The sequence below is a fragment of the Pantoea sp. X85 genome (genome assembly GCF_029623675.1).
Classification (GTDB): domain Bacteria; phylum Pseudomonadota; class Gammaproteobacteria; order Enterobacterales; family Enterobacteriaceae; genus Pantoea; species Pantoea leporis.
Genome location: NZ_CP121109.1, coordinates 704,187 through 725,091 on the forward strand (window position 1 = coordinate 704,187; position 20,905 = coordinate 725,091).

Below are 20,905 nucleotides of genomic sequence, written 5' to 3' on the forward strand. Positions count from 1 at the left end.
ACATAGGCATCCAATGATCATCCTTGCCGCATCGTTTCATCTTTTAAATTTTTCAATGTGGCCTTTTCATATGTGCGGGTATTGTTATGCGGTTCCTGAAAACGATTAATAGAAATAAAAACAACCTGCTTAGAAAAATAAAAAAAACAGTGTTATTGTGCCTTATCCGAACTATACGCACCCGAGATGCTTTTGAACCTGTTAAAGCGCGTAATATATTGATTCTTCGTCTCGACGACAAAATTGGTGACATGGTCGTGACGACTGGGACTGCATTTAAACTCGCAGAAAAAGGTTACAGAGTCTCAGTGCTCACTGGTCCGGTATGCGGGCAACTGCTCCATAACTGCGACTATTTTGATCAGATTATTCAATATAAAAATCGGATGTCACTTGACCTGTTACACGCTCAGAAATTTGATGTTGTCATCGATTTTGACGATGTTCAGGATTATGAACGTCTGAAGCTGGCATGGCTGATGAGACGTAGCCACCATGTTGGCTTTAATAAAAATCTTCCGGGTATTTATAATGCATCGATCCCTTATCTTGATGCCGAGAAGCATATCACTGAACGCCATAAGCGGGTGCTGGCACTGTTCGATATCCACGAAACCTCATTTCATTATCAACTCGGGCGCTGTGTTAAAGAACAAAACAGAGTCAAGAATGCCCTTCGAATTACAGATAGCGATATTGTCGTTTCTGTGAATCCTTTCTCTGGCGCCACGGATAAAGATTTCTCCGAAGAACAGGTCATCTCTCTCATCTACTTTATTCACTCGATTAATCCGGAGATAAAAGTTGTGGTAATCGGGCAGAGCAACAAAGTACGTTCATTCAGTGCGCATGGTGCTTTAATTATGTCAGAAAGTACCATAAATACCGCAGTTGAAATTGTCCGCATCTCTGACGCGGTAGTGAGTACGGATACTTCCATCGTCCACATTGCTAACGCGCTAAATCGTCCACTAGTGGCACTTTATAATAAGAGGAAGCTCAAGGATACCGGCTTGATCGGCTATAAAACCTGGGCACCAAATTATCCTCAGGGTAATCAGATAGTGGTTGAAAATGATTACATTAGTCATTGTTCAATCAACACAATTTTTCCGGCAGTTGAGACTGCAATCCGGGCAGCAAGTATGCTTAAGCTCCCGTAAACACTTTCATCATCTCTAATGAAAAAAAGCCACCCAACATTGGGTGGCGAAATATAGTTAATCACATGCATAACAACGATATTGGCGAACACTCATTCCTTAAGCATTTCACGACTACTATTTTACCCTACTGGCTATTTTATTCTGTCTTCACCGTTTAAAGATAATGTAAAACTCCTCTCAACCTTTAACGGATTAAATACATCTACCAGGTTTTTCCGATATTAAACTGGAACTGCTCCGACTTATCGCCCTCATATTTTTTAATCGGCAATGCATACGAAAACACCAGCGGACCCAGCGGCGACTGCCATTGCAAGGCCACGCCGCTCGACACGCGAATCTGGCTGGGATCGCCGTAATCAGGAATTCCCGCCGCTTTGGTGGCTGCGGTATTCTGCCAGCCGGTATCCCACACGGTGCCGGCATCAACAAACAATGAAGTGCGCAGCGCATCGGCATAGCGCTCGCTGATAAACGGCGTAGGGACAATCAGCTCCGCGCTCACCACCGCCATCGCATTACCGCCCACCGCATCATCCGATTTCTCCACCGGGCAAGCACCGTAACTGCTTTCGCTGCCGCTGCAGCGGTAATAGGCGGCTTTTGGTCCGATGGTGTTGGAAGAGAATCCGCGTACCGAACTGGAGCCGCCAGCATAGAAGTTGTCGTAGAACGGCACTTCTTTGCCGCCTAAGCCGTCGGCGTAACCGGCTTTACTGCGGCCCATTAGCACCCAGCGATGGTCGCTGCTCAGCGGCACGTAGCCGTTTGCGGTCAACGTGCTTTTGTAATAACTGTTGGTGGAACCTGGAATGGTCACTTTGGTGTTGAAACCGGCGCTCACGCCCGAGGTAGGGAAGAAGCCGCGATCCAGCGAGTTGTAGCTCCAGCCTATGTTCCAGAAGAAATCGTTGGCGGTAAATTTGTCCGCCACGGTGGCGTCGTCATCGTCGTCATCGCTGGTGATGACTTTTGGATGAATGCCCTGCGAACCCAGATAGCGCCACATTGCTACCTGCGGTGCCATATTGCTGACGCGGTTATAGACGTAATCCAGCCCGCTGTTCACGCTGCTGTTTTCGCCGATTGGGAAGCTTAACGTGCTACTCGCGCCGAAGCTCTTCAGTGTGTATTCGGAAAGATCGTTATCTTCCGCGCTGTAATCGTTGTAGAACAGTTTGCCGCCAAGACTCACGCCATCCACGGTGAAATAGGGATCGGTAGCGGCGATTTCGACATAGGTTTGATAGCTATTTTTCGTGCCGCTGAAACTCACGGTATTACCGGTGCCCATCCAGTTATCCTGGCTGACGCCAAGCTGATAACTGATGCCGCTGTCGGTGCCGTAACCCAGTCCAACGTTGAAGGTGCCGGTATTGCGCTCCTTCACTTTGTACACCACGTCCACCTGATCCGGGCTGCCCGGCACGCGCTGCGTATCAACATCTACGCTTTCGAAATAACCGGTACGATTAAGGCGCGCCTTGCCCTGCTCCACCTGATTGCTCGCCAGCCATGCGCCTTCCATCTGGCGCATTTCACGACGCAGCACCGCATCTTTAGAGGTGTCATTGCCCGAGAAACGCACCTGTCGCACTGAGAAGCGCCGCCCGGCATCGACATTCACGTGTAGCTGCACAGTTTTATTGCTGTCGTCTATTTCCGATTGCGTATTCACCTGCGGGAACGCATAGCCGTAACGACCGAGCAGGCTTTTAATTGCCTCTTCGTTTTGGCTGATTTTTGCCCCGCTGTATAAGCTGCCCGCCGGCATGTGCGCCAGTTTTTCAATTTCGGCGGAATAGCCGGCCATATTTCCGCTCAGCGTTACGCCGCTAACATGATAAACATCGCCTTCATGAATATTTATCGTGAAGTAAATATGCTTTTTATCCGGCGTTAAACTGACTTGTGTGGAATCGAGGTTAAAGCGTGCGTAACCGCGATCGAGATAATAACTGCGTAGCGTCTCTAAATCGCCTGAGAGTTTCTGTTTCTGGTATTTCTGATCGGCGATCAAATTCCACCACGGCACATCGTCGCGCAGCTGGAAATGCGAGATCAGTTCATCAGCGGAAAAAGCGTGGTTGCCGACAATGTTGATCTGCTGAATTTTCGCCGACACGCCTTCGGTGAAAATGAACTTCAGATCGACACGGTTGCGCGGCAACGGCGTGACGACCGCTTTGACGCTGGCGGTATATTTCCCGGCGCTGAAGTAGAAATCTTCCAGCCCTTTTTCCATATCCGATAGCGTGGTGCGGTCCAGCGCTTCACCCACGCGCACGCCCGAGGCATCAAGGTTTTGCTTGAGCTGATCCTCTTTAATCGCTTTGTTACCAGAGAATGAGATGCTGGCAATCGCCGGGCGCTCTTTGACTTTGATCAGCAGCGCATCCCCGTCACGCAGCACCTGCACATCGTCAAAATTGCCGGTGGCGAACAGCGCGCGGATGCTGTTGCGAATATCATCATCATTGACGCGATCGCCAACACGCAGCGGCATATGCAGCAACGCCGCGCCGGGTGCGACGCGCTGAAGCCCAGCAAAGTGAATATCCTTTAGGGTGAAATCATCTGCACCAAAGGCAGTGGTGGTTACCATTAAAAGTAACCCGGTTAACATCTTCTTCATCTGTTGTGAGCCTGCCGTTTTTCCTGTGCCTGATTCAAGCGCCTTGCTTCCGCACCACATAAAAACGGGCTGAACACGCGGTTCAGCCCGTTAACTGCGGCGATATGTTCCGGAAAAAAGACCGCTGAGCCAAAGGTAAATTCAGCGCGACCCGCGGATTTTCGGTTGTTTTACAATAAGCTGCATCGCTCCTGCCAAAATCCCCGCATAAGAATTACCCTTCTGCCGTTACCGGCTGAAACGTACGGCGATTGAGGCTGGTGAAGATCACCAGCAATGCCATCATCACCAACTCAACGCCGAGCGTACCGGTGATTGCCGCCAGATGATTGCCGTGCGTATAGATCTGCGTGAATACACCGCCCAGCAGCATCGGGCCTAAACCTAACGCCGATTGCTGCACCGTCGACAGCACCGCGCTGCCCGCGCCCGCCTGATGATGCGGCACGCCGCTCATGCCAATGCGGTAGAAGGTGCTGACGATAAACGACTGACCAAAGCCAATCAGCACCGTTGCGGGAATCAGGGTGAAAATACCGACCTGCGGCCAGGCGAGTTGCAGCGTGGCGATCAGGGCCAGCAACCCAACCATTTGAATGCCGCAGCCCATCAGTAAGGCGCCGCGCTTACCTAAACGCTCGACGATGCGCGTGGATTGCATCGCCCCGATAAAATAGGCTACGCCAAGCGCGATAAACGCGTTCCCGGACTGAAACGCCGTCAGCCCTAAACCGGCCTGCAGCGTCAGCGCGACGGAAAACATAAAGCCGCTCCAGCAGGAGAAGAACAGCACCGCTAACGTCAGGCCAAAACGCACGCTCGGCAGACGCAGCAGTGAAGGCGGCAGCAGCGGCGCGCCGTTGGCCGCTTCCAGACGCAGCGAACTCTGGCGCAGACGATGCAGAAACAGCGGGAACAGCACCAGCAGCAAGATGCACGGCCACGACCAATGCAGCAGCGGACCGAGCGCCAGTGCCAGCATCAGGCAACCAATCGCGCCCGCCAGCAGCAAGGTTCCGCTAACATCCACCGGTACGCGCTGTGTGTTCTGCGTCTCCGGCACAAAGCGGCGCGCGGTGATCAGCACAAACAGGCAAATTGGCAGGTTAATCAGGAACACGCTGCGCCAGCCGTAGCCGCCGATATCCGCTTTGATGAGGAATCCGCCCAACACCTGACCGATGATAAAGGCCAGCCCGCCAATGCCGCCGTACAAACCGATGGCGCGCGCATGCGCTCTGCCCTTCAGCGTGATGTGCAGCGTGGCGAGGATTTGCGGCACGATAAAGGCCGCGCCCACGCCTTGCAGCGCGCGGGCAAACATCAACAGGCCAACGCTGTTGGCGATGCCGCATAATAAAGATGCAATACCGAAGATCCCTACTCCGGCAAGGAACACGCGACGGCGGCCGTAGTTATCCCCGAGCCGTCCGCCCATCGCCAGGCAGATGGCAAAGGCAATGCCGTAGACCGCGACGATCAGCGCCAGCTCAATCGCCGTGGCCTGCAGCGTGTGGGCCATCGCGTCTAACGCTACGTTAACGATAGAAAAATCAATCATGGGCAGCAGTTGCCCGGCAAGCAGGACCATTAATCCTGTGCGTTGAAGTTGCGATGTCTGCATCGGTTTTACCTTGTTTTTGCTGTCAGTACGGCATAGCATCACCTAACCATTAAACGGGTACCAGTTCTTAATTATCATGGTATAAATACTACCCGTCTTGTCGAAGGATCTGCTGATGAGCCTGGCATCCGCGCCTGTTACCACCGAACAAAACAACCGCAAATTACTCGGCACCTTTCTGCGCACGCGCCGGGAAAACCTCGATCCTAATCGACTCGGTTTGCCACGTATGCGCCATCGCCGCACGCCGGGTTTACGCCGTGAAGAAGTCGCGCAGTTAGCGGATGTTGGCGTGACCTGGTATACATGGCTGGAACAGGGACGCGATATCAAAGCCTCGCCGAAAACCCTGACGGCGATCGCTAGCGCGTTGCAGTGCAACGATGTGGAAACGCAGCACCTGTTTTCGCTCGCCGGGCACGCATTGCCCTCGGTGCGCGTGGTGGCCGCCTGCTGCAAAATTGCCGCGCACAATCAGCAGATGCTCGATGCGATCCAGTTACCGGCGATTATTGAGACGCCGCGCTTTGATATTATCGGTTACAACGCCGCGTGGTGTGCCTTGATGGGCGTGGATTTAGCCGAAATCGCGCCAGAAGATCGCAACTGCATCTGGCTGGCCTTCAATCACCCAACCTGGCGCAAAGCGCTGAATGACTGGGATGAAGTGATGCCGCAGATGGTGGCGATGTTTCGCGGGCAGATGGGCGAGCACCTTGGCGATCCGCACTGGGAAAGCTTTCTTGCTCGCTTGCTGAACAGTTCAGATGAGTTTGCTCACACCTGGCAGCGCTATGAATTGGGCCAGGTGGAGAATCGCGTAAAACGTTTTTACCGCGACGAAGTGGGTGAAATGACGCTGCGGCAAAATAACTGGTGGTCGGCATCACGCAACGGCGATCGCCTGCTGGTGTATGTGCCGGACGATGAAATCAGCGCCGCGGCACTCCAGCAGTTGATCAATCCGTGATGCGTTATGCCTTGCTCGTCAGTGCCGGAACCGGTGTTTGCGGGCGGGTGCCCTTCTGGCTGTTTAACAGAATCTGACCCAATAAGCTGTCTTTATTCACCACGCCATATTTCAGGTTGGTGTCGAGATATTTACGATCAAATCCCGTCAGTTTGGTCAGCGGCGGCAAGACGGCCGGCAGACGATCGACCATCAGCATGCGGCTCAGCTTCACCGGACGCCACTCCACCAGGCTTTGATATAGCAACGCGCTGGCTTCGCATTTACGCAGATAGAAGTTGTACTGATTGTTCTCACGCAGCGCCTGCTGCTGCGCGATATACACCACCAAATAATCCGGTGGCGTGATGCCCTGAACAATAGTTTCGTAATTGGGCAGCGCGAGCAAACGACGGAAAAACTCGTCGGCGCCCACTTCAACAATCGGGCGGAAAAAGTGCAACCAGCGCGCAATAAAGGCGTTATTTTTTGGCGCGGCCAGGAACCAGGATTCAATCACCGGATAGGCTTTATCCAGCGTCGAACTGTCGCGATAAAAGGCGATCAAGTCATAAACATCGTCAACATTCACCGCTAACAATTCGTCCATCGTGCGGTTGAGAATGATGGTGGCATCCATCCAGATTCCGCCATAGCGATACAGCAGTTCCAGCCGAATTACGTCACTTTTATGTGAAGGGCGCATATCCTGATGCACGAAGTGCAGATCGGGCAGATAGTGCTGAATATTCAGGTTATTGATGACGGTTACCTGATAGCCGGGGTTTTCGCGCACGATTTTATCGACAAAAATCTGCACCTCTTCCGGTAGCGTTTCACTTTCCCAGTACATCCAAATCTGACGCGGAATGGCCGCGGGCGCGGTCTGGCGTGCAACTAAATTGATATCCTGCTCTGCGGCAGGATTGTAATCGGGCAGCGTTCTGCGTTTGGTCAGCTTTTTTTCCGCCAGTAAACCTAATGAAACCAGATGGGTTTTAAATTTATTCTTTTTCATCGTTTCTCCAGCAGCACAGCCGCCAGTTAACTACTTATTGCTGTTAAAAAAGGCACACATCAGCCCTGCACCTAATGCTGCAGAAAGCCAACAAAAGCCCGGAAAATTGGCTCAAAATTATCAAACAGCATTCAGCGCGACAATTTAATAAACCGCTAAAACCTCACTTTAAGAGAATACGTAGAGCGCTGGGTGTGCGGGATCTGGCTTTGTGAAACGTTACGCAAAGCCGAACATCTTAGGTGAACGGTTAAAAATAATACTGGATATATAAACAGCATTAAGTATACTTATTCTACAGCCACAAGGCTGAGTAAGTCTGCAAGAGGTGATAATGATGATGATCTCAACGGAAAGTCTGTCTGCTTTGAATGCATCAATGATGATGAGCAGCCGCGAAATTGCCCATGTCACGGGCATTACGCACGGCGAAGTGAAGCGCCTGGTGAAAAGCCTGGAAACTGCACAGCGTCTTTCCCAGCCTTTGACGGTGAATCTCTATGAGCATCGGGGTGAAGTGCGTCAGGAGTTTCATCTTAACAAGCGCGATTCATTACTTGCCGTTGCCCGGCTTTCGCCTGGCTTCACTGCGGAATTACTCGATCTCTGGCAGCAGCGTGAACAGTTTACCCATCTGCCTGATTTCACCAATCCGGCGGAAGCGGCCCGCGCCTGGGCGGAGCAATTTGAGCAGCGCCGTGCGGCTGAGCAGCAACTTGCGTTATCGGCCCCTAAGGCTGAATTTTTTGATCGCTTTGTCGAGATCGAAGATTCGCTCGGCTTTCGTCAGCTGTGCAAGATGTTGAAGGTAAAAGAAACTGAGTTTCGTGAGTTTTTGTTAGAACGCAACATCATGTATCGCGAAAAAGGCACGCTGGCACCGCAGCAACACCATATACAGGCGGGATATTTCACCCTGCGCTCCGGACGTGGCGAGAATCAGCATGCTTTCTCCCAAGCGCGTTTCACCGCCAAAGGCGTGAAATGGGTGGCCAGTTTATGGGCGGGACATCTGTCGGCTCAGCCGAAAGGTGTGGCTGCATAAAGTGTGCGCAGGTGTCCTAGCGGCGTAATTTATTGCGCGATAAATCGAGCCGCCAGGGAATGTGCGATCATTGAATGCTTAGCGTTATATTTACCTGTTGAATTACAGTTTCATCAGCATCTCATGCCACGCCATGCCACCGTGGTCTGACTCAGACGGTTTGACGTACTGATAGCCCCATTTTTTATACAGCTCAACGTGCTGGGTTTTGCACATCAGATGAATGGTTCGCTTATCCATTCTCTTCATCAGCTCGATAAACTGGCGCATCAGCAGCGACGCATAACCTTTGCCCTGATAAGCGGGATCAAGCACCACCGACATAATCACGGCGTTGGGTGCTGCCGGATCGTGGCCGATTAGCTCTTTGAACGCTTCATCCGACATCACCACCTCCCACGCACAACCGGCGTTGATAAAACCAATCACCTTGTCGTTGGTTTCCAGACATAAAAATCCCTGTGGATACTGCGCAATGCGGGTAGCAATTTTTTCACGCGTAGCGGCTTCATCACCTTCGTAAGCCTCAATTTCAATCGCGTAACAGCGATCCACATCTGCCAGCCTGGCTTCTCTAAATACTAACGTTGACACGATTAAACCTCTTAGATTCCTCTATGTACGGCGGTCATTCTAACAGGCCGAATGTGTCTTTGCGCATAAGTACCCCCTCAAACCATTAAAGTCGCCATCTAAAGTGATCAAAAAAATTATCGCCAACATTTATCTGGGTTCTAAATAAAATCTATTAAATTTTTATAAATCTCAGCGTCTTTTTACGACATTTTTACGGGTTGTTCGGCTAGATTAATTTCATCGACAGCCCTGAAGGATTCGGAGAGGTAGTGCGAGATGAAAAGTATCGAACTCACTAATAGCGGTTCATCCGCATAACGTCAGCGGTCAACACACACCGGTCCATTAACGCCTGTGAGCGTAAACCATGAGCGGCATGCTGCAATTTTTACTGCGCCAACCTTTTTTAAATTCTCTGCCAACGATTCACGGGCAGATTAAGCAACGGGTCAAAACTATGTCAGGCTTGATTTTGGTATCACACAATCAAAATAATCACTCAACGCTTTCTAACATTTATGAAAGCATATTGACGCGTCGCGGTGGCATGTGGGTGAAATGGAGTGGCGAGTTTGAATCATTTACCACTGAACCTCATCGTGAGCTGAATTTTACTAGCGGCAAAGCATTCGACACGCTGACATTTCGCTTAACCAAAACAGAATATGAAGAAGGTTATCATCAATATATTCATCAGGGATTGTGGCCGGTATTTCATCAGCGCCCGGACATGGCGCGTTTTTCCACCAGCAGCCAAATCAGTTATATGAAACTGAATGAAATCTATACGCGTGCCATCAGTGAATATGCCATGCCTGATGATGATATTTGGCTGCAGGATTATCACCTGATTCCCAGCATTAAAATGCTGCGCGATGCCGGCCTGATAAATCGTATCGGCTTCTTTTTCCATCAGCCTTTCCCGGCGGGACAATCCTTTGAATCGGTGCCGAACTGGCGCTATCTGGCCGATTCATTACTGTGCGCCGATTTGATTGGATTCCAGACCACCCACGACATGAACAATTTCACCGCCTGGGTTGAATCCCGCTTCCGTTGCGAACGTCAAACGCCTTACACGCTGCGTATTCATGGTCGCCAGATTCGCGTAGGCGTATTCCCGGTAGGGATTGATACTGCGGAAACCAGCGCGCTTGCCGAAAGCAACAGCTGCCAGTATATGGAGCAGCAATGTCGCGAAACCTTACCGGAGAATCTGATCCTCAGCGGCGGCCATTTTGACGACAGCACCGGCACGCCCTACCGCATCAGCGCGATTGAAGTTTTACTGCGTCAACACGAGGAGTATCACCACAAATTTTCCATGGTGCAGCTGGCTTCTGCGGCGTCAGGTTACAGCCATCGCATCAAAGAATTGTCGCGCGATTTAGAAACCCGCTGCGGCGAGATGAACGGCGTGCATGGCGAGCTGAACTGGTATCCAGTGAGTTATTTGAGTAACCATTATTCGCATGAAGAACTGTGCGGATTTTACCGCGCGGCGCGCGTGGCGCTGGTCACACCGCTGATAGCCGGGATGAGTTTGATGGCGAAAACCTATGTGGCGGTGCAGGATCATGCCAATCCCGGTGTGCTGATTCTGTCGCAGTTTGCCGGCGCCGCCGAACAGATGCAGGGCGCGCTGTTGGTGAATCCCTATGATCCCGACGCCATCGCCGATGCCATTCATACCGCGCTTATCATGCCGCTTTCGGTGCGTCGCGAACGTCACGCCAGCCTGATAAAAAATCTGCATCTGCATGATTGCCACAAATGGGCCGAAAGCTTCATCAACGCGCTGCAACCGCGAGAGCAGGAATGTGATTTAACCCTGAATTCGGGGGCGATAATTTCGAATGGTTTTAGTGGCCGACTGCGTTATTGATACAAAAGGGATGATGCCGCCTGCGGGCGGCAATTATCCCGCTATTGCGCCGCCGGGAAATTACGCTTGATGGGCGCAAACGCTTCCACGCTTTTCCCCAGCAGACGCTGCGGACGGAAATCGCTCAGCAGCTCACTTGCCGCATCGCCGATCAGTTCTTCAGCCACCAGCTTGCCAATCAATGGCGAAAGCGTGATACCGCTGTGTGTCACCGCCACATACACGCGCTGATGCGCGGTGACATAGCCCAGCGCCGGTAAACCATCGGCAGGTCGTGCGCGTTGCCCCACCACAATCTGTTCAATCTGCAACTCGCCCGCATCCGCAAACAGCGCGTGATAACGCTCGCGGAACTGCGCGGCAATATCGCTGGTGATTGAGGGTGGCGCAGCAGAATCGGCCAGGTGATCCAACTCTAAGGCTTGCAGCAGCAAACGTCCGCCGCCGTCCGGGCGTACGTTAAGTTGCGGAGAGATGAGATTGGCATTGAGCGATAACGGCTGCGGCGCGGTGCGCACCAGGAAACTACAAGCCACCGCGTTCGGTTTGCTGGTATCCAGCAACGCCAGATTGAGTCCCAGTGAATTTAGCAGCTGATTGGCCCAGCGTCCGGTGGCTAACACAATACGATCGCCCTGCCACTGCTCGCCATTTTCCAGCTGCAGCGTAACCCGATCGGCACTTTCACTGATGCTATTGATGCGCTGATGCTGGTACAGCACCGCACCGCGCGCTTTGGCTTCTGACCATAAGCGCGCCAGATAGAGCGCCGGATGCAGCACCGATTCTGTCGGGAAATGCCACACGCTGCCGCTGATGGCCTGCGCCCGCAGCTCCGGAATATCGCGCAGCACATCTGCTGGCGACACTTCACGCGCCGCATAACCTGCTGATTGCAGCGACGTGGCACGCTGCAGCAAACGTTGCTGCGCATCGCCCACGGCGGCCCACTCCCATGTACCGCCAGTTTCCAGCCAGCGCAATCCGTTCGGCTGCGCTTGCTGCAGTTTGAGGTGCTCTTCCATCGAGAGCGCATTAAGCAGGTGATAACTGCGCGGCTGTTTGCCATTGGAGTTTACCCAGGCAAACGTCGTGCTGCTGGTGCCCGCGCCAATGTGCTGTTGTTCGAAAACGGTGACTTCAACGCCCTGCAACGCTAAGGCGCGCGCCACCGCCAATCCGATAACGCCGCCGCCAATAATTGCAATTTTCTGTGCTGTCATAATGGGCTCCTGAATTAAGTGCCGATATCATAACAGCCTGGCTGAACGAAAATTGCTATCGCTAAATAGGGATTATTACGCAGGATATAAGAATTACGTCTTAATCCGGATGCTTAAATTATACCGATGTCAGAATCTTCCCATCGGCCAAATAGGCCCGTAAATTCTCCAGCACATTATTGGTCATTTGCGCACGCGTTTCGTGAGTTGCGCTGGCAATATGCGGCGTTAACAGCACATTATTTAGTTCACGCAGCGCGGGATTAATTTTTGGCTCATCCGGATACACATCCAGCGCCGCCCCTTTAATGATTCCCTGCTGCAGTGCAGCGATCAAGTCGGGTTCATTGATTACTGTGCCACGCGCAATATTGATCACTACGCCCTCTTGGCCGAGCGCCGCCAGCACCTTCGCGTTGACCAGTTGCACATTCTCTTTGCTGCCCGGCAGTGCCAGCACCAGAAAATCGCTAAAGGTGGCGAGTTGTTCGATCGTATCGCAGCGCTTATAGCTGACGTCTTTCGCCGAACGCGCGGTATATGCCACTTCCATACCAAAGGCTTCGGCACGGCGCGCGATGGCTAAGCCAATCGCGCCCAACCCGGCGATGCCAATTCTTTTTCCGCTGGCGCGGCTGGAGAGTTCGACGCCGTTATTTTCCCATGCCCCGGATTTCGCAAACTGATGGTAAGCCACCAAATTACGCGAGAACGCCAGCGTCATTGTCATTGCCAAATCGGCAACATCGTCAGTCAGAATGTCGCGGGTAATGCTGACCTGAATATCGTTTTCGGCAGTGTATTTCAGGTCAATACGATCGGTGCCGACACCGAATACAGTAATGACTTTACACTCCGGCAGTTGCTCCAGCAGTGCCGTTTCCACCCCGACATCGCCGCGCGTAACGATGGCATTGATCGCTTTGCCATGCTGCTGGATAAATAGCATTGCGTCATGCTGCTCATATAAACGATGGCAATGGAAATGTTGCGTGAGCTTTTCATCTAACTGCGGCATTAGCGGCTGAATAATCAGCACGGCAGGTTTGGTATTCGTCATTTTATGTTCCATTAGCGGTATTTATTGACCACCAGCCTAACGGAGTTATTTATGTTACGGCGTTGCTGTTACTTTTTTCGCTGATAAGATCACGCGGAAATAGATGGCATGCCGTGCAGCAGCGTAATGATTTAATCGTTGCTAAATGAGAAAACGAAACTTATCTAATGCGCTTACTGTCATCGGTAAACCCTGGCGTAATAACGAATCCAGATAAACCGTAACGCCCATTGCTGGTTGTCTAAAACTCGCGCGTTGCGCATTCACTGCCTTCAAAACCAGCGCCTGATTTAAGTCGAACAGATCCATGATGAATTCGTCAGGATGAAGAGCTTCAATTTCGAATTCAGCCATGAGGTTTCTCGGGAAATCCTTCAGATTCATTGTGACAATCACTTCAGCTTTACACCGTATAGCGGCAGCGACAACATGGCAGTCATTGGAATCAGGTAATGTAATGCCAGAAATAAGCGGTTCAAATCCCGATACCATTACATCTGGAAGCGCTTTATTCATCAATGTCTGCGTGCGCGCCAACTGATCTTCAGCAATATCTGGTCTGTTAGTGCGTAAATTACGCTTCCATTCATCCTGAATGGTGGCCGTCCATTTTGGCTGGTAGAGCCCGGTCAGACCGAGGCGAAGCAGTACATCGCGCAGTATGGATGGATACAACACACATGCATCCAGTACAACGGCATAGGGTGAATGGTTCATCAGTAGAGATTGAGATCCTGTCCCTGGTTTGCCAATTCCTGCATTGCATCATTGCTCTCTTGCGCACGTTTGTCTTTAAACTGCATAAGATCCGCAAAAAGCACGCGACGATGGCGACCTGTTTTATGGTACGGAAGCTGACCTTGCTCTAACAGTTTCACCAAATGTGGGCGTGAAACGTTTAAAATATTTGCCGCTTCCTGCGTAGTTAATTCAGCGTGTACAGGCACAACCTGAACCGCATTTCCCACCGCCAACTCGCCCAAAACAGCCATGAGTAGTGTCAGGGCAGACGTTGGCAGCTCAATCTGATGCGTTTCGTTGTGCGCATCCTGAATCGATATTTTTTGCGTTTCCTGCTTGGTGGATAGATAAGTTGCGAGCTCCCTCTGCCCGCGCGAAGCGGCCTCAATCTCCTTCGGAGCCGGAAGGCTCAAGCTATCCAGAATTGAGTGTTTCATGCGTTTTCCAATTGATAGTTTGTGGTTTCAAATTGCAGTCACCGAATGATAATCGCAATAAACGAAACAATCAATATTCGAAATAAACGAAATGATCTCTCTTTAGCCGACGCTTGAGCATTACTTCTCTACGTAATTCTCATCCATTATCGGGTTTGGAATGGTTTAACCACGCTGCCCTCGCTGGCAAACTTACCTTACGCAGTCTACGGTTAATCAAAAAGCATAATAATTTCATCAACCATGGATAGCCATTATGACCACCCATGTCGATAGCACAGCGCATCAGACAAGCGAACTGCTTCAGCTGCAGCAAATTTTACAGGCGCATCTCGAACATTTACTGCCTGCAGGACAGCAAAGCGATCGCGTGCGTGCCGCGATGCGTGCCGGTACGCTGGCGCAGGGCAAGCGCATCCGTCCTTTATTACTGATGCTGGCAGCGCGCGATATGGGTTGCGAGCTGACGCAAAATGGCATTCTCGATCTCGCCTGTGCCGTGGAAATGGTGCACGCGGCATCGCTGATTCTGGATGACATCCCATCAATGGATAATGCGCAGATGCGCCGTGGTCGCCCTACCGTGCATCGTGAGTTTGGTGAAAACGTGGCGATTCTCGCCGCCGTCGCGCTGCTGAGCCGCGCATTTGAAGTGATTGCCATCGCACCCGATTTGCCTGCGGTGCACAAATCTGAAGCGATTGCCGAACTCTCCGCCGCCGTGGGCCTGCAGGGATTAGTGCAAGGGCAGTTTCAGGATCTGCACGATGGCACCCAGAGCCGCAGTCCGGAAGCGATCGCCTTGACCAATGAACTGAAAACCAGCGTGCTGTTTCGCGCCACGCTGCAAATGGCGGCGATTGCCGCTGACGCTTCACCGCAGGTGCGGCAACGTCTTAGCTTCTTTGCTCAGGATTTGGGCCAGGCGTTTCAGCTGCTCGACGACCTCGCCGACGGCTGCAAACACACCGGCAAAGATGTGCATCAGGATCAGGGTAAATCCACGCTGGTACAGATGCTCGGGGCTGACGGCGCAGAACGTCGTCTGCGCGATCATCTGCGCAGTGCCGATGCACACCTTGCCTGCGCCTGCCATCGCGGCATCGCCACTCGCCAATACATGCACGCGCTGTTTAATCAACAGCTAGCGATGTTCAACTGAGCGCGGCTAAGCCGTTGGGCCACTTTGCGGTGATCGCGCCGCCGCTTTACAGCCACTTTCACGCGTTGCAGGCGTTAGCACAAACGCTGCTGGCGCGTGGCCATCGCATCACCTTCATCCAGCAAGCCGACGCCCGCACTTTGCTCAGCGACGAACGCATTAATTTCGTTGCAGTAGGCCAGCAAACGCATCCGGCCGGTTCGCTGGCGCCCGTGCTGCATCGGCTGGCTTCGCCGGGCGGCCTGTCGCTGTTTCGCGTAATCAACGATCTCGCCTCCTGCACCGATATGCTGTGCCGAGAACTACCAGCGGTACTGAAATCGTTGAACATTGATGGTGTGATCGCTGATGAAATGGAAGCAGCAGGCGGATTAGTCGCTGAAGCGCTGCATCTGCCGTTTGTTTCGGTGGCCTGCGCCCTACCGGTCAACCGTGAAGCCGGCATTCCGCTGGCGGTGATGCCCTTCCGTTATGCTCAGGATGAAAAAGCGCTGAAACGTTTTCAGGCCAGCAGCGATATCTATGATCGCATCATGCGTCGCCACGGCGACGTCATCCTCAAACACGCGCGGGCGTTCAATTTGACGGAGCGGCGCGGATTGCATCAGTGCCTTTCGCCGCTGGCACAAATCAGCCAGATGGTGCCCGCCTTTGATTTTCCGCGTCAGCAACTGCCGGCCTGCTATCACGCCGTCGGACAACTGCGCGCGCCGCTTGCGGCAGCGCCGCTCAATGCGCCCTGGCCGGCGCTGCGCCAGCCGGTGGTTTACGCCTCGCTGGGTACGCTGCAAGGCCATCGCTTCCGCCTGTTTTTGCATCTGGCACAGGCGTGCCGCCGCCAGCAACTTTCGCTGGTGATCGCTCATTGTGGGGGATTGAACGCCGATCAGGTGCACAAGTTGCAACTGGCTGGTGCAGCGTGGGTGACGGATTTTGTCGATCAACGTGCCGCCCTGCAACACGCGCAGCTTTTTATTACTCATGCCGGATTAAACAGCGCGCTGGAAGCGCTGGAATGCGGTACGCCGATGCTGGCGCTGCCCATTGCCTTTGATCAACCCGGCGTGGCCGCGCGCATTGAGTGGCATGGCGTTGGACGGCGCGCATCGCGCTTTAACCGCGTTCATCAACTGGAGCAGCATCTGCAACAATTACTTACCGACGATCGCTACGCGTTACGGATGTCAGCGATACAGGCACAGTTGCAGCGCGCAGGCGGTTGCCAGCGTGCGGCCGACATCGTCGAACAAGCGCTGTGCCAGCAACAAGTTGTGCTGGCGGAGGCTACCTGATGCGTGCGCACTACGATGTGATTCTGGTCGGTGCCGGACTGGCAAACGGTTTGATTGCGCTGCGTCTGCGGCAACTGCAGCCGCAGCTCAAATGCCTGTTGCTGGAGAGCGACGCACATCCGGCAGGCAATCATACCTGGTCATTTCATCAGAGCGATCTTAGCGCCGATCAGCTGCGCTGGCTGCAGCCGCTGATCACGGCGCGTTGGCCTGGCTATCAGGTGCGTTTTCCCGCGTTGCGCCGCAACCTGGACGGGGATTATTGTTCCATCGCGTCAGACGATTTTGCCCGGCATCTACTCGCGGCGATGGGTGACGATCTGTGGACAAATGCTGCCGTTAAACAGGTAAAACCCACACAGGTGACGCTGGCGGATGGCCGTGAACTTGATGCGCAGGTGGTGATTGATGGCCGCGGCCTGCAGCCAACGCCGCATCTACAACTGGGTTATCAGGTGTTTCTTGGACAAGAGTGGCAGCTGGCGCAGCCGCACGGCCTGCAGCAGCCGATCCTGATGGATGCCACCGTCGATCAACAAGCGGGCTATCGTTTTGTTTACACGCTGCCGCTCAGCGCCGATCGGTTACTGATTGAAGATACGCATTACGTTAATCAACCTACGCTGGCGGAGAACTCCGCTCGTCAGCACATCGCTGACTACGCCAAACAGCAAGGTTGGCGGCCTGGCACACTGCTGCGTGAAGAGCACGGCATATTACCGATTACCCTGAGCGGCAATATTGATCGATTCTGGCAACAGCAGCGCGGCCAGCCATGCAGCGGCCTGCGCGCCGGACTGTTTCACGCGACAACCGGTTATTCTTTGCCGTCCGCCGTGGCGCTGGCGGAGTTGGTAGCCACGCTGTTGCCCACCGATGCCAGCACGCTCAGTCAACATATCGAACGCTTTGCCCGTCAGCAGTGGCGCGAGCAGCGATTTTTCCGCCTGCTGAACCGCATGCTGTTTTTGGCCGGTAAGCCGCAGCAGCGCTGGCGTGTAATGCAACGTTTTTACCGGCTCAATGCCGGGTTAATTAGCCGCTTTTACGCCGGACAACTTCGTCTGCATGATAAAGCGCGGATTCTGTGCGGCAAGCCGCCGGTGCCCATCGGTGAAGCGCTGCACGCGCTGTTGAATTCTGTCGAACCAGGGAAGAAAAAATGAAACGCACTTATGTGATTGGCGCAGGCTTTGGCGGCCTGGCGCTGGCGATTCGCCTTCAAGCGGCGGGCATACCAACCACCTTACTCGAGCAGCGCGACAAACCGGGCGGACGCGCCTATGTGTTTGAAGATAGCGGCTTTACCTTTGATGCCGGGCCCACGGTGATCACCGATCCCAGCGCTATCGAAGAGTTGTTCACGCTGTCGGGAAAATCGCTAAGCGATTACGTCGAGCTGATGCCGGTCACGCCCTTCTATCGCCTGTGCTGGGAAGATGGCAAACAGCTCGACTATGACAACAATCAGCCGTTGCTGGAGCAGCAGATCGCTACCTTCAATCCACAGGATGTCGCCGGTTATCGTCAGTTCCTCGCCTATTCGCGCGAGGTATTCAAAGAGGGTTATCTGAAACTCGGCACGGTGCCGTTTCTGCAGGTGCGTGACATGCTGCGTGTTGCACCGCAGCTGGGACGTTTGCAGGCGTGGCGCAGCGTCTACAGCATGGTGGCGAAATTTATTCAGGACGATCACCTGCGGCAGGCGTTTTCATTCCACTCATTGCTGGTGGGCGGTAATCCTTTTGCAACGTCATCAATCTATACCTTAATTCATGCACTGGAACGTGAATGGGGCGTGTGGTTTCCGCGCGGTGGCACCGGCGCGCTGGTGAAGGGCATGGCGCGACTGTTTGAGGATCTGGGTGGCGAGCTGTTACTGAATGCCGAAGTGAGCCAGCTGGAAACCAATGAAAATCGTATTAGCGGCGTCCAGTTAAAGGATGGACGACGCTTCGATGCCGCAGCCGTAGCCTCCAATGCCGACGTGGTGCATACCTACGACAAGCTGCTACGCCATCATCCGCTAGCAATGAAACGTGCGACATCGCTCAAGCGTAAGCGCATGAGCAACTCGCTGTTTGTGCTCTATTTTGGCCTCAATCAGCCGCATGAACAGCTCGCGCATCACACCGTCTGTTTTGGTCCGCGCTATCGCGAATTGATTGATGAGATTTTTAATAGCAGCAAACTGGCAGAGGATTTTTCACTCTACCTGCACGCGCCCTGCAGCAGCGATCCGTCACTGGCACCACCCGGCTGCGGCAGCTTTTATGTGTTAGCGCCGGTGCCGCATCTCGGCACCGCTGACATCGACTGGCAACAGGAAGGACCGCGCTTGCGCGATCGAATTTTTGCTTATCTGGAGCAGCACTACATGCCGGGATTACGTCAGCAATTAGTGACACACAGAATGTTTACGCCGTTTGATTTTCGCGACACGCTGCATGCTCATCACGGCTCGGCATTTTCGCTGGAGCCAATTTTGACGCAAAGCGCCTGGTTCCGACCGCATAACCGCGATGCCGATATCAGCAATCTCTATCTGGTGGGTGCGGGTACGCATCCGGGCGCGGGCGTGCCCGGCGTAATTGGTTCCGCCAAGGCCACCGCTCAGCTGATGCTGGAGGATCGCGCTGAATGAATCGACAGCCTTTACTCGAGCAAGTGACACAAACCATGGCGGTGGGCTCGAAGAGTTTCGCCACCGCCGCCAGGCTGTTTGATGCACCGACACGCCGCAGCACGCTGATGCTGTATGCATGGTGTCGTCATTGTGACGATGTGATTGATGGGCAAACGCTGGGCGAAGGCGGCACGCAGCATGCGGTCGAAGATGCACAGGCACGCATGCAGCATCTGCAGATTGAAACCCGCCGCGCCTACAGCGGCGCGCACATGGATGAACCGGCGTTTAGGGCGTTTCAGGAAGTGGCGCTTATTCATCAACTGCCGCAACAGCTGGCGTTTGATCATCTGGAAGGCTTCGCCATGGATGCGCGCGACGAACACTATACGAGTTTCGACGACACGCTGCGTTACTGCTATCACGTCGCGGGCGTAGTCGGTTTGATGATGGCGCGCGTAATGGGCGTGCGCGACGAAGCGGTGCTCGATCACGCCTGCGATTTAGGGCTGGCGTTCCAGCTTACTAACATTGCGCGCGATATCGTCGAAGATGCCGAAAATGGTCGCTGCTATCTGCCGCAAGCCTGGCTCGATCAGGCGGGATTACGCGCCGATACGCTGACAGCACCGCAACATCGTGCGGCGCTGGCCACGCTGGCTGCGCGTTTAGTGACGGAAGCGGAACCCTATTATCACTCGGCGCGGTTCGGCTTGCCGGGTTTGCCGCTGCGCTCGGCGTGGGCCATCGCGACGGCACGCGGTGTTTATCGCGAAATCGGGGTGAAAGTTCAGCACGCCGGTGTTCACGCCTGGGATTCACGACAGCGCACCAGCCGCAGCGAAAAACTGGCGCTGCTGGTGAAAGGGGCCGGCCTGGCGATCACTTCGCGTGTGGCTCGTCCGGCGCCACGTCCGGCTGGTCTGTGGCAGCGTCCTCGTTGATTTTTCTCCCGTGGCGCTGACGCAGCGTGGCTTGCAGCTTATTGAGCGGTGGCGCGTAGAGGAAACCAAACGACACGCAGCCTTCACGCCCGCGCACTGCATGATGCATGCGGTGCGCCATGTATAAGCGCTTGAGATAGCCTTTGCGCGGGATATAGCGAAACGGCCAGCGTTGATGCACCAGGCCATCGTGCACCATGAAGTAAAGCGCGCCGTAGGTCGTCATCCCGGCACCAATCCACTGCAGCGGCCACATGCCTTGCACGCCGACATAGATCAGCACGATCGCCAGCACCGCAAACACCACCGCATACAGATCGTTAAGTTCAAACTTGCCGCTGTGCGGTTCGTGGTGCGACAAATGCCAGCCCCAACCCCAACCGTGCATGATGTATTTATGCGACAGCGCCGCGACGATTTCCATCACCACCACGGTTGCCAGCAAGATAAGCACGTTCCATAACCAGATCATTGTTCGTCCATTTGTGGAAAAGGGAAATACTAAAGGTGGACGCGGATGAG

At 53.6% G+C, this 20,905-nt stretch carries 18 protein-coding genes; 9 read left to right on the forward strand and 9 right to left on the reverse strand.

Translation table 11 applies throughout. The features are described 5' to 3' along the window. Positions 1–86 precede the first annotated feature (86 nt). The gene (locus tag P6287_RS22820) at positions 87–1,163 is read left to right on the forward strand and encodes a glycosyltransferase family 9 protein (protein ID WP_277975123.1); all 1,077 of its coding nucleotides are present in this window, start codon (positions 87–89) and stop codon (positions 1,161–1,163) included. Between the two features lie 205 nt (positions 1,164–1,368). Here P6287_RS22820 and bamA read toward each other — a convergent pair whose 3' ends face one another. Both bamA and P6287_RS22830 read right to left on the reverse strand, forming a co-directional pair. Next, positions 1,369–3,801, reverse strand: coding sequence for an outer membrane protein assembly factor BamA (gene bamA, locus P6287_RS22825; RefSeq protein WP_277975124.1), 2,433 nt, complete (start codon positions 3,799–3,801; stop codon positions 1,369–1,371). 214 nt (positions 3,802–4,015) lie between these two features. Further along, positions 4,016–5,425 (reverse strand): MFS transporter, encoded by a 1,410-nt coding sequence (locus P6287_RS22830; protein WP_210080063.1) that lies wholly within the window; start codon positions 5,423–5,425, stop codon positions 4,016–4,018. Between the two features lie 115 nt (positions 5,426–5,540). Between P6287_RS22830 and P6287_RS22835 the strand changes: the two genes are divergently transcribed. Continuing rightward, positions 5,541–6,395, forward strand: coding sequence for a helix-turn-helix transcriptional regulator (locus tag P6287_RS22835; RefSeq protein WP_110867004.1), 855 nt, complete (start codon positions 5,541–5,543; stop codon positions 6,393–6,395). A 4-nt stretch (positions 6,396–6,399) separates the two neighbouring features. On the opposite strand, the gene P6287_RS22840 is transcribed toward P6287_RS22835, so the two are convergent. Beyond that, on the reverse strand, positions 6,400–7,392 hold the full coding sequence (locus P6287_RS22840; RefSeq protein WP_277975125.1) for a capsular polysaccharide synthesis protein: 993 nt from the start codon (positions 7,390–7,392) through the stop codon (positions 6,400–6,402). Between the two features lie 337 nt (positions 7,393–7,729). On the opposite strand from P6287_RS22840, the gene P6287_RS22845 reads away from it, so the two are divergent. Next, positions 7,730–8,437 (forward strand): phage antirepressor KilAC domain-containing protein, encoded by a 708-nt coding sequence (locus P6287_RS22845; RefSeq protein ID WP_277975352.1) that lies wholly within the window; start codon positions 7,730–7,732, stop codon positions 8,435–8,437. A gap of 102 nt (positions 8,438–8,539) precedes the next feature. On the opposite strand, the gene P6287_RS22850 is transcribed toward P6287_RS22845, so the two are convergent. Beyond that, a complete protein-coding gene (locus P6287_RS22850; RefSeq protein WP_277975126.1) occupies positions 8,540–9,031 on the reverse strand; it encodes a GNAT family N-acetyltransferase in 492 nt (163 codons plus the stop codon). Between the two features lie 439 nt (positions 9,032–9,470). Between P6287_RS22850 and P6287_RS22855 the strand changes: the two genes are divergently transcribed. Beyond that, positions 9,471–10,898 carry a trehalose-6-phosphate synthase gene (locus P6287_RS22855; RefSeq protein ID WP_277975127.1) on the forward strand — a complete coding sequence of 476 codons (1,428 nt, stop codon included), beginning with the start codon at positions 9,471–9,473 and terminating at the stop codon, positions 10,896–10,898. A 41-nt stretch (positions 10,899–10,939) separates the two neighbouring features. On the opposite strand, the gene P6287_RS22860 is transcribed toward P6287_RS22855, so the two are convergent. The 4 genes from P6287_RS22860 to P6287_RS22875 all read right to left on the reverse strand — a co-directional run bounded on the left by P6287_RS22860 (position 10,940) and on the right by P6287_RS22875 (position 14,359). After that, entirely contained in the window at positions 10,940–12,121 is a 1,182-nt protein-coding gene (locus P6287_RS22860; protein ID WP_277975128.1) for an FAD-binding oxidoreductase, read from the reverse strand. A 118-nt stretch (positions 12,122–12,239) separates the two neighbouring features. Further along, positions 12,240–13,181 (reverse strand): 2-hydroxyacid dehydrogenase, encoded by a 942-nt coding sequence (locus tag P6287_RS22865; protein ID WP_277975129.1) that lies wholly within the window; start codon positions 13,179–13,181, stop codon positions 12,240–12,242. Positions 13,182–13,322: 141 nt separating this feature from the next. Beyond that, positions 13,323–13,898 carry a PIN domain-containing protein gene (locus P6287_RS22870; protein ID WP_277975130.1) on the reverse strand — a complete coding sequence of 192 codons (576 nt, stop codon included), beginning with the start codon at positions 13,896–13,898 and terminating at the stop codon, positions 13,323–13,325. Continuing rightward, positions 13,898–14,359 carry a helix-turn-helix domain-containing protein gene (locus P6287_RS22875; RefSeq protein WP_277975131.1) on the reverse strand — a complete coding sequence of 154 codons (462 nt, stop codon included), beginning with the start codon at positions 14,357–14,359 and terminating at the stop codon, positions 13,898–13,900. The genes P6287_RS22870 and P6287_RS22875 overlap by 1 nt, the downstream gene beginning before the upstream one ends. A 256-nt stretch (positions 14,360–14,615) precedes the next feature. Here P6287_RS22875 and P6287_RS22880 point away from each other — a divergent pair, with 256 nt between their 5' ends. The 5 genes from P6287_RS22880 to crtB are packed head-to-tail and all read left to right on the forward strand — an operon-like array spanning position 14,616 to position 20,383. Beyond that, positions 14,616–15,521 carry a polyprenyl synthetase family protein gene (locus P6287_RS22880; RefSeq protein ID WP_101761112.1) on the forward strand — a complete coding sequence of 302 codons (906 nt, stop codon included), beginning with the start codon at positions 14,616–14,618 and terminating at the stop codon, positions 15,519–15,521. A 14-nt stretch (positions 15,522–15,535) separates the two neighbouring features. Beyond that, on the forward strand, positions 15,536–16,813 hold the full coding sequence (locus P6287_RS22885) for a glycosyltransferase (RefSeq protein WP_277975132.1): 1,278 nt from the start codon (positions 15,536–15,538) through the stop codon (positions 16,811–16,813). Further along, positions 16,813–17,979, forward strand: coding sequence for a lycopene beta-cyclase CrtY (gene crtY / locus P6287_RS22890; RefSeq protein ID WP_277975133.1), 1,167 nt, complete (start codon positions 16,813–16,815; stop codon positions 17,977–17,979). Before P6287_RS22885 ends, crtY begins: the two co-directional genes overlap by 1 nt. Further along, the gene (locus P6287_RS22895) at positions 17,976–19,457 is read left to right on the forward strand and encodes a phytoene desaturase (protein ID WP_277975134.1); all 1,482 of its coding nucleotides are present in this window, start codon (positions 17,976–17,978) and stop codon (positions 19,455–19,457) included. The genes crtY and P6287_RS22895 overlap by 4 nt, the downstream gene beginning before the upstream one ends. Continuing rightward, positions 19,454–20,383, forward strand: a complete 930-nt coding sequence (crtB, locus tag P6287_RS22900; RefSeq protein ID WP_217547671.1) for a 15-cis-phytoene synthase CrtB — start codon at positions 19,454–19,456, stop codon at positions 20,381–20,383. Before P6287_RS22895 ends, crtB begins: the two co-directional genes overlap by 4 nt. Here crtB and P6287_RS22905 read toward each other — a convergent pair. Next, the gene (locus P6287_RS22905; protein ID WP_101761117.1) at positions 20,322–20,855 is read right to left on the reverse strand and encodes a sterol desaturase family protein; all 534 of its coding nucleotides are present in this window, start codon (positions 20,853–20,855) and stop codon (positions 20,322–20,324) included. The genes crtB and P6287_RS22905 overlap by 62 nt on opposite strands. Between the last annotated feature and the right edge of the window lie 50 nt (positions 20,856–20,905).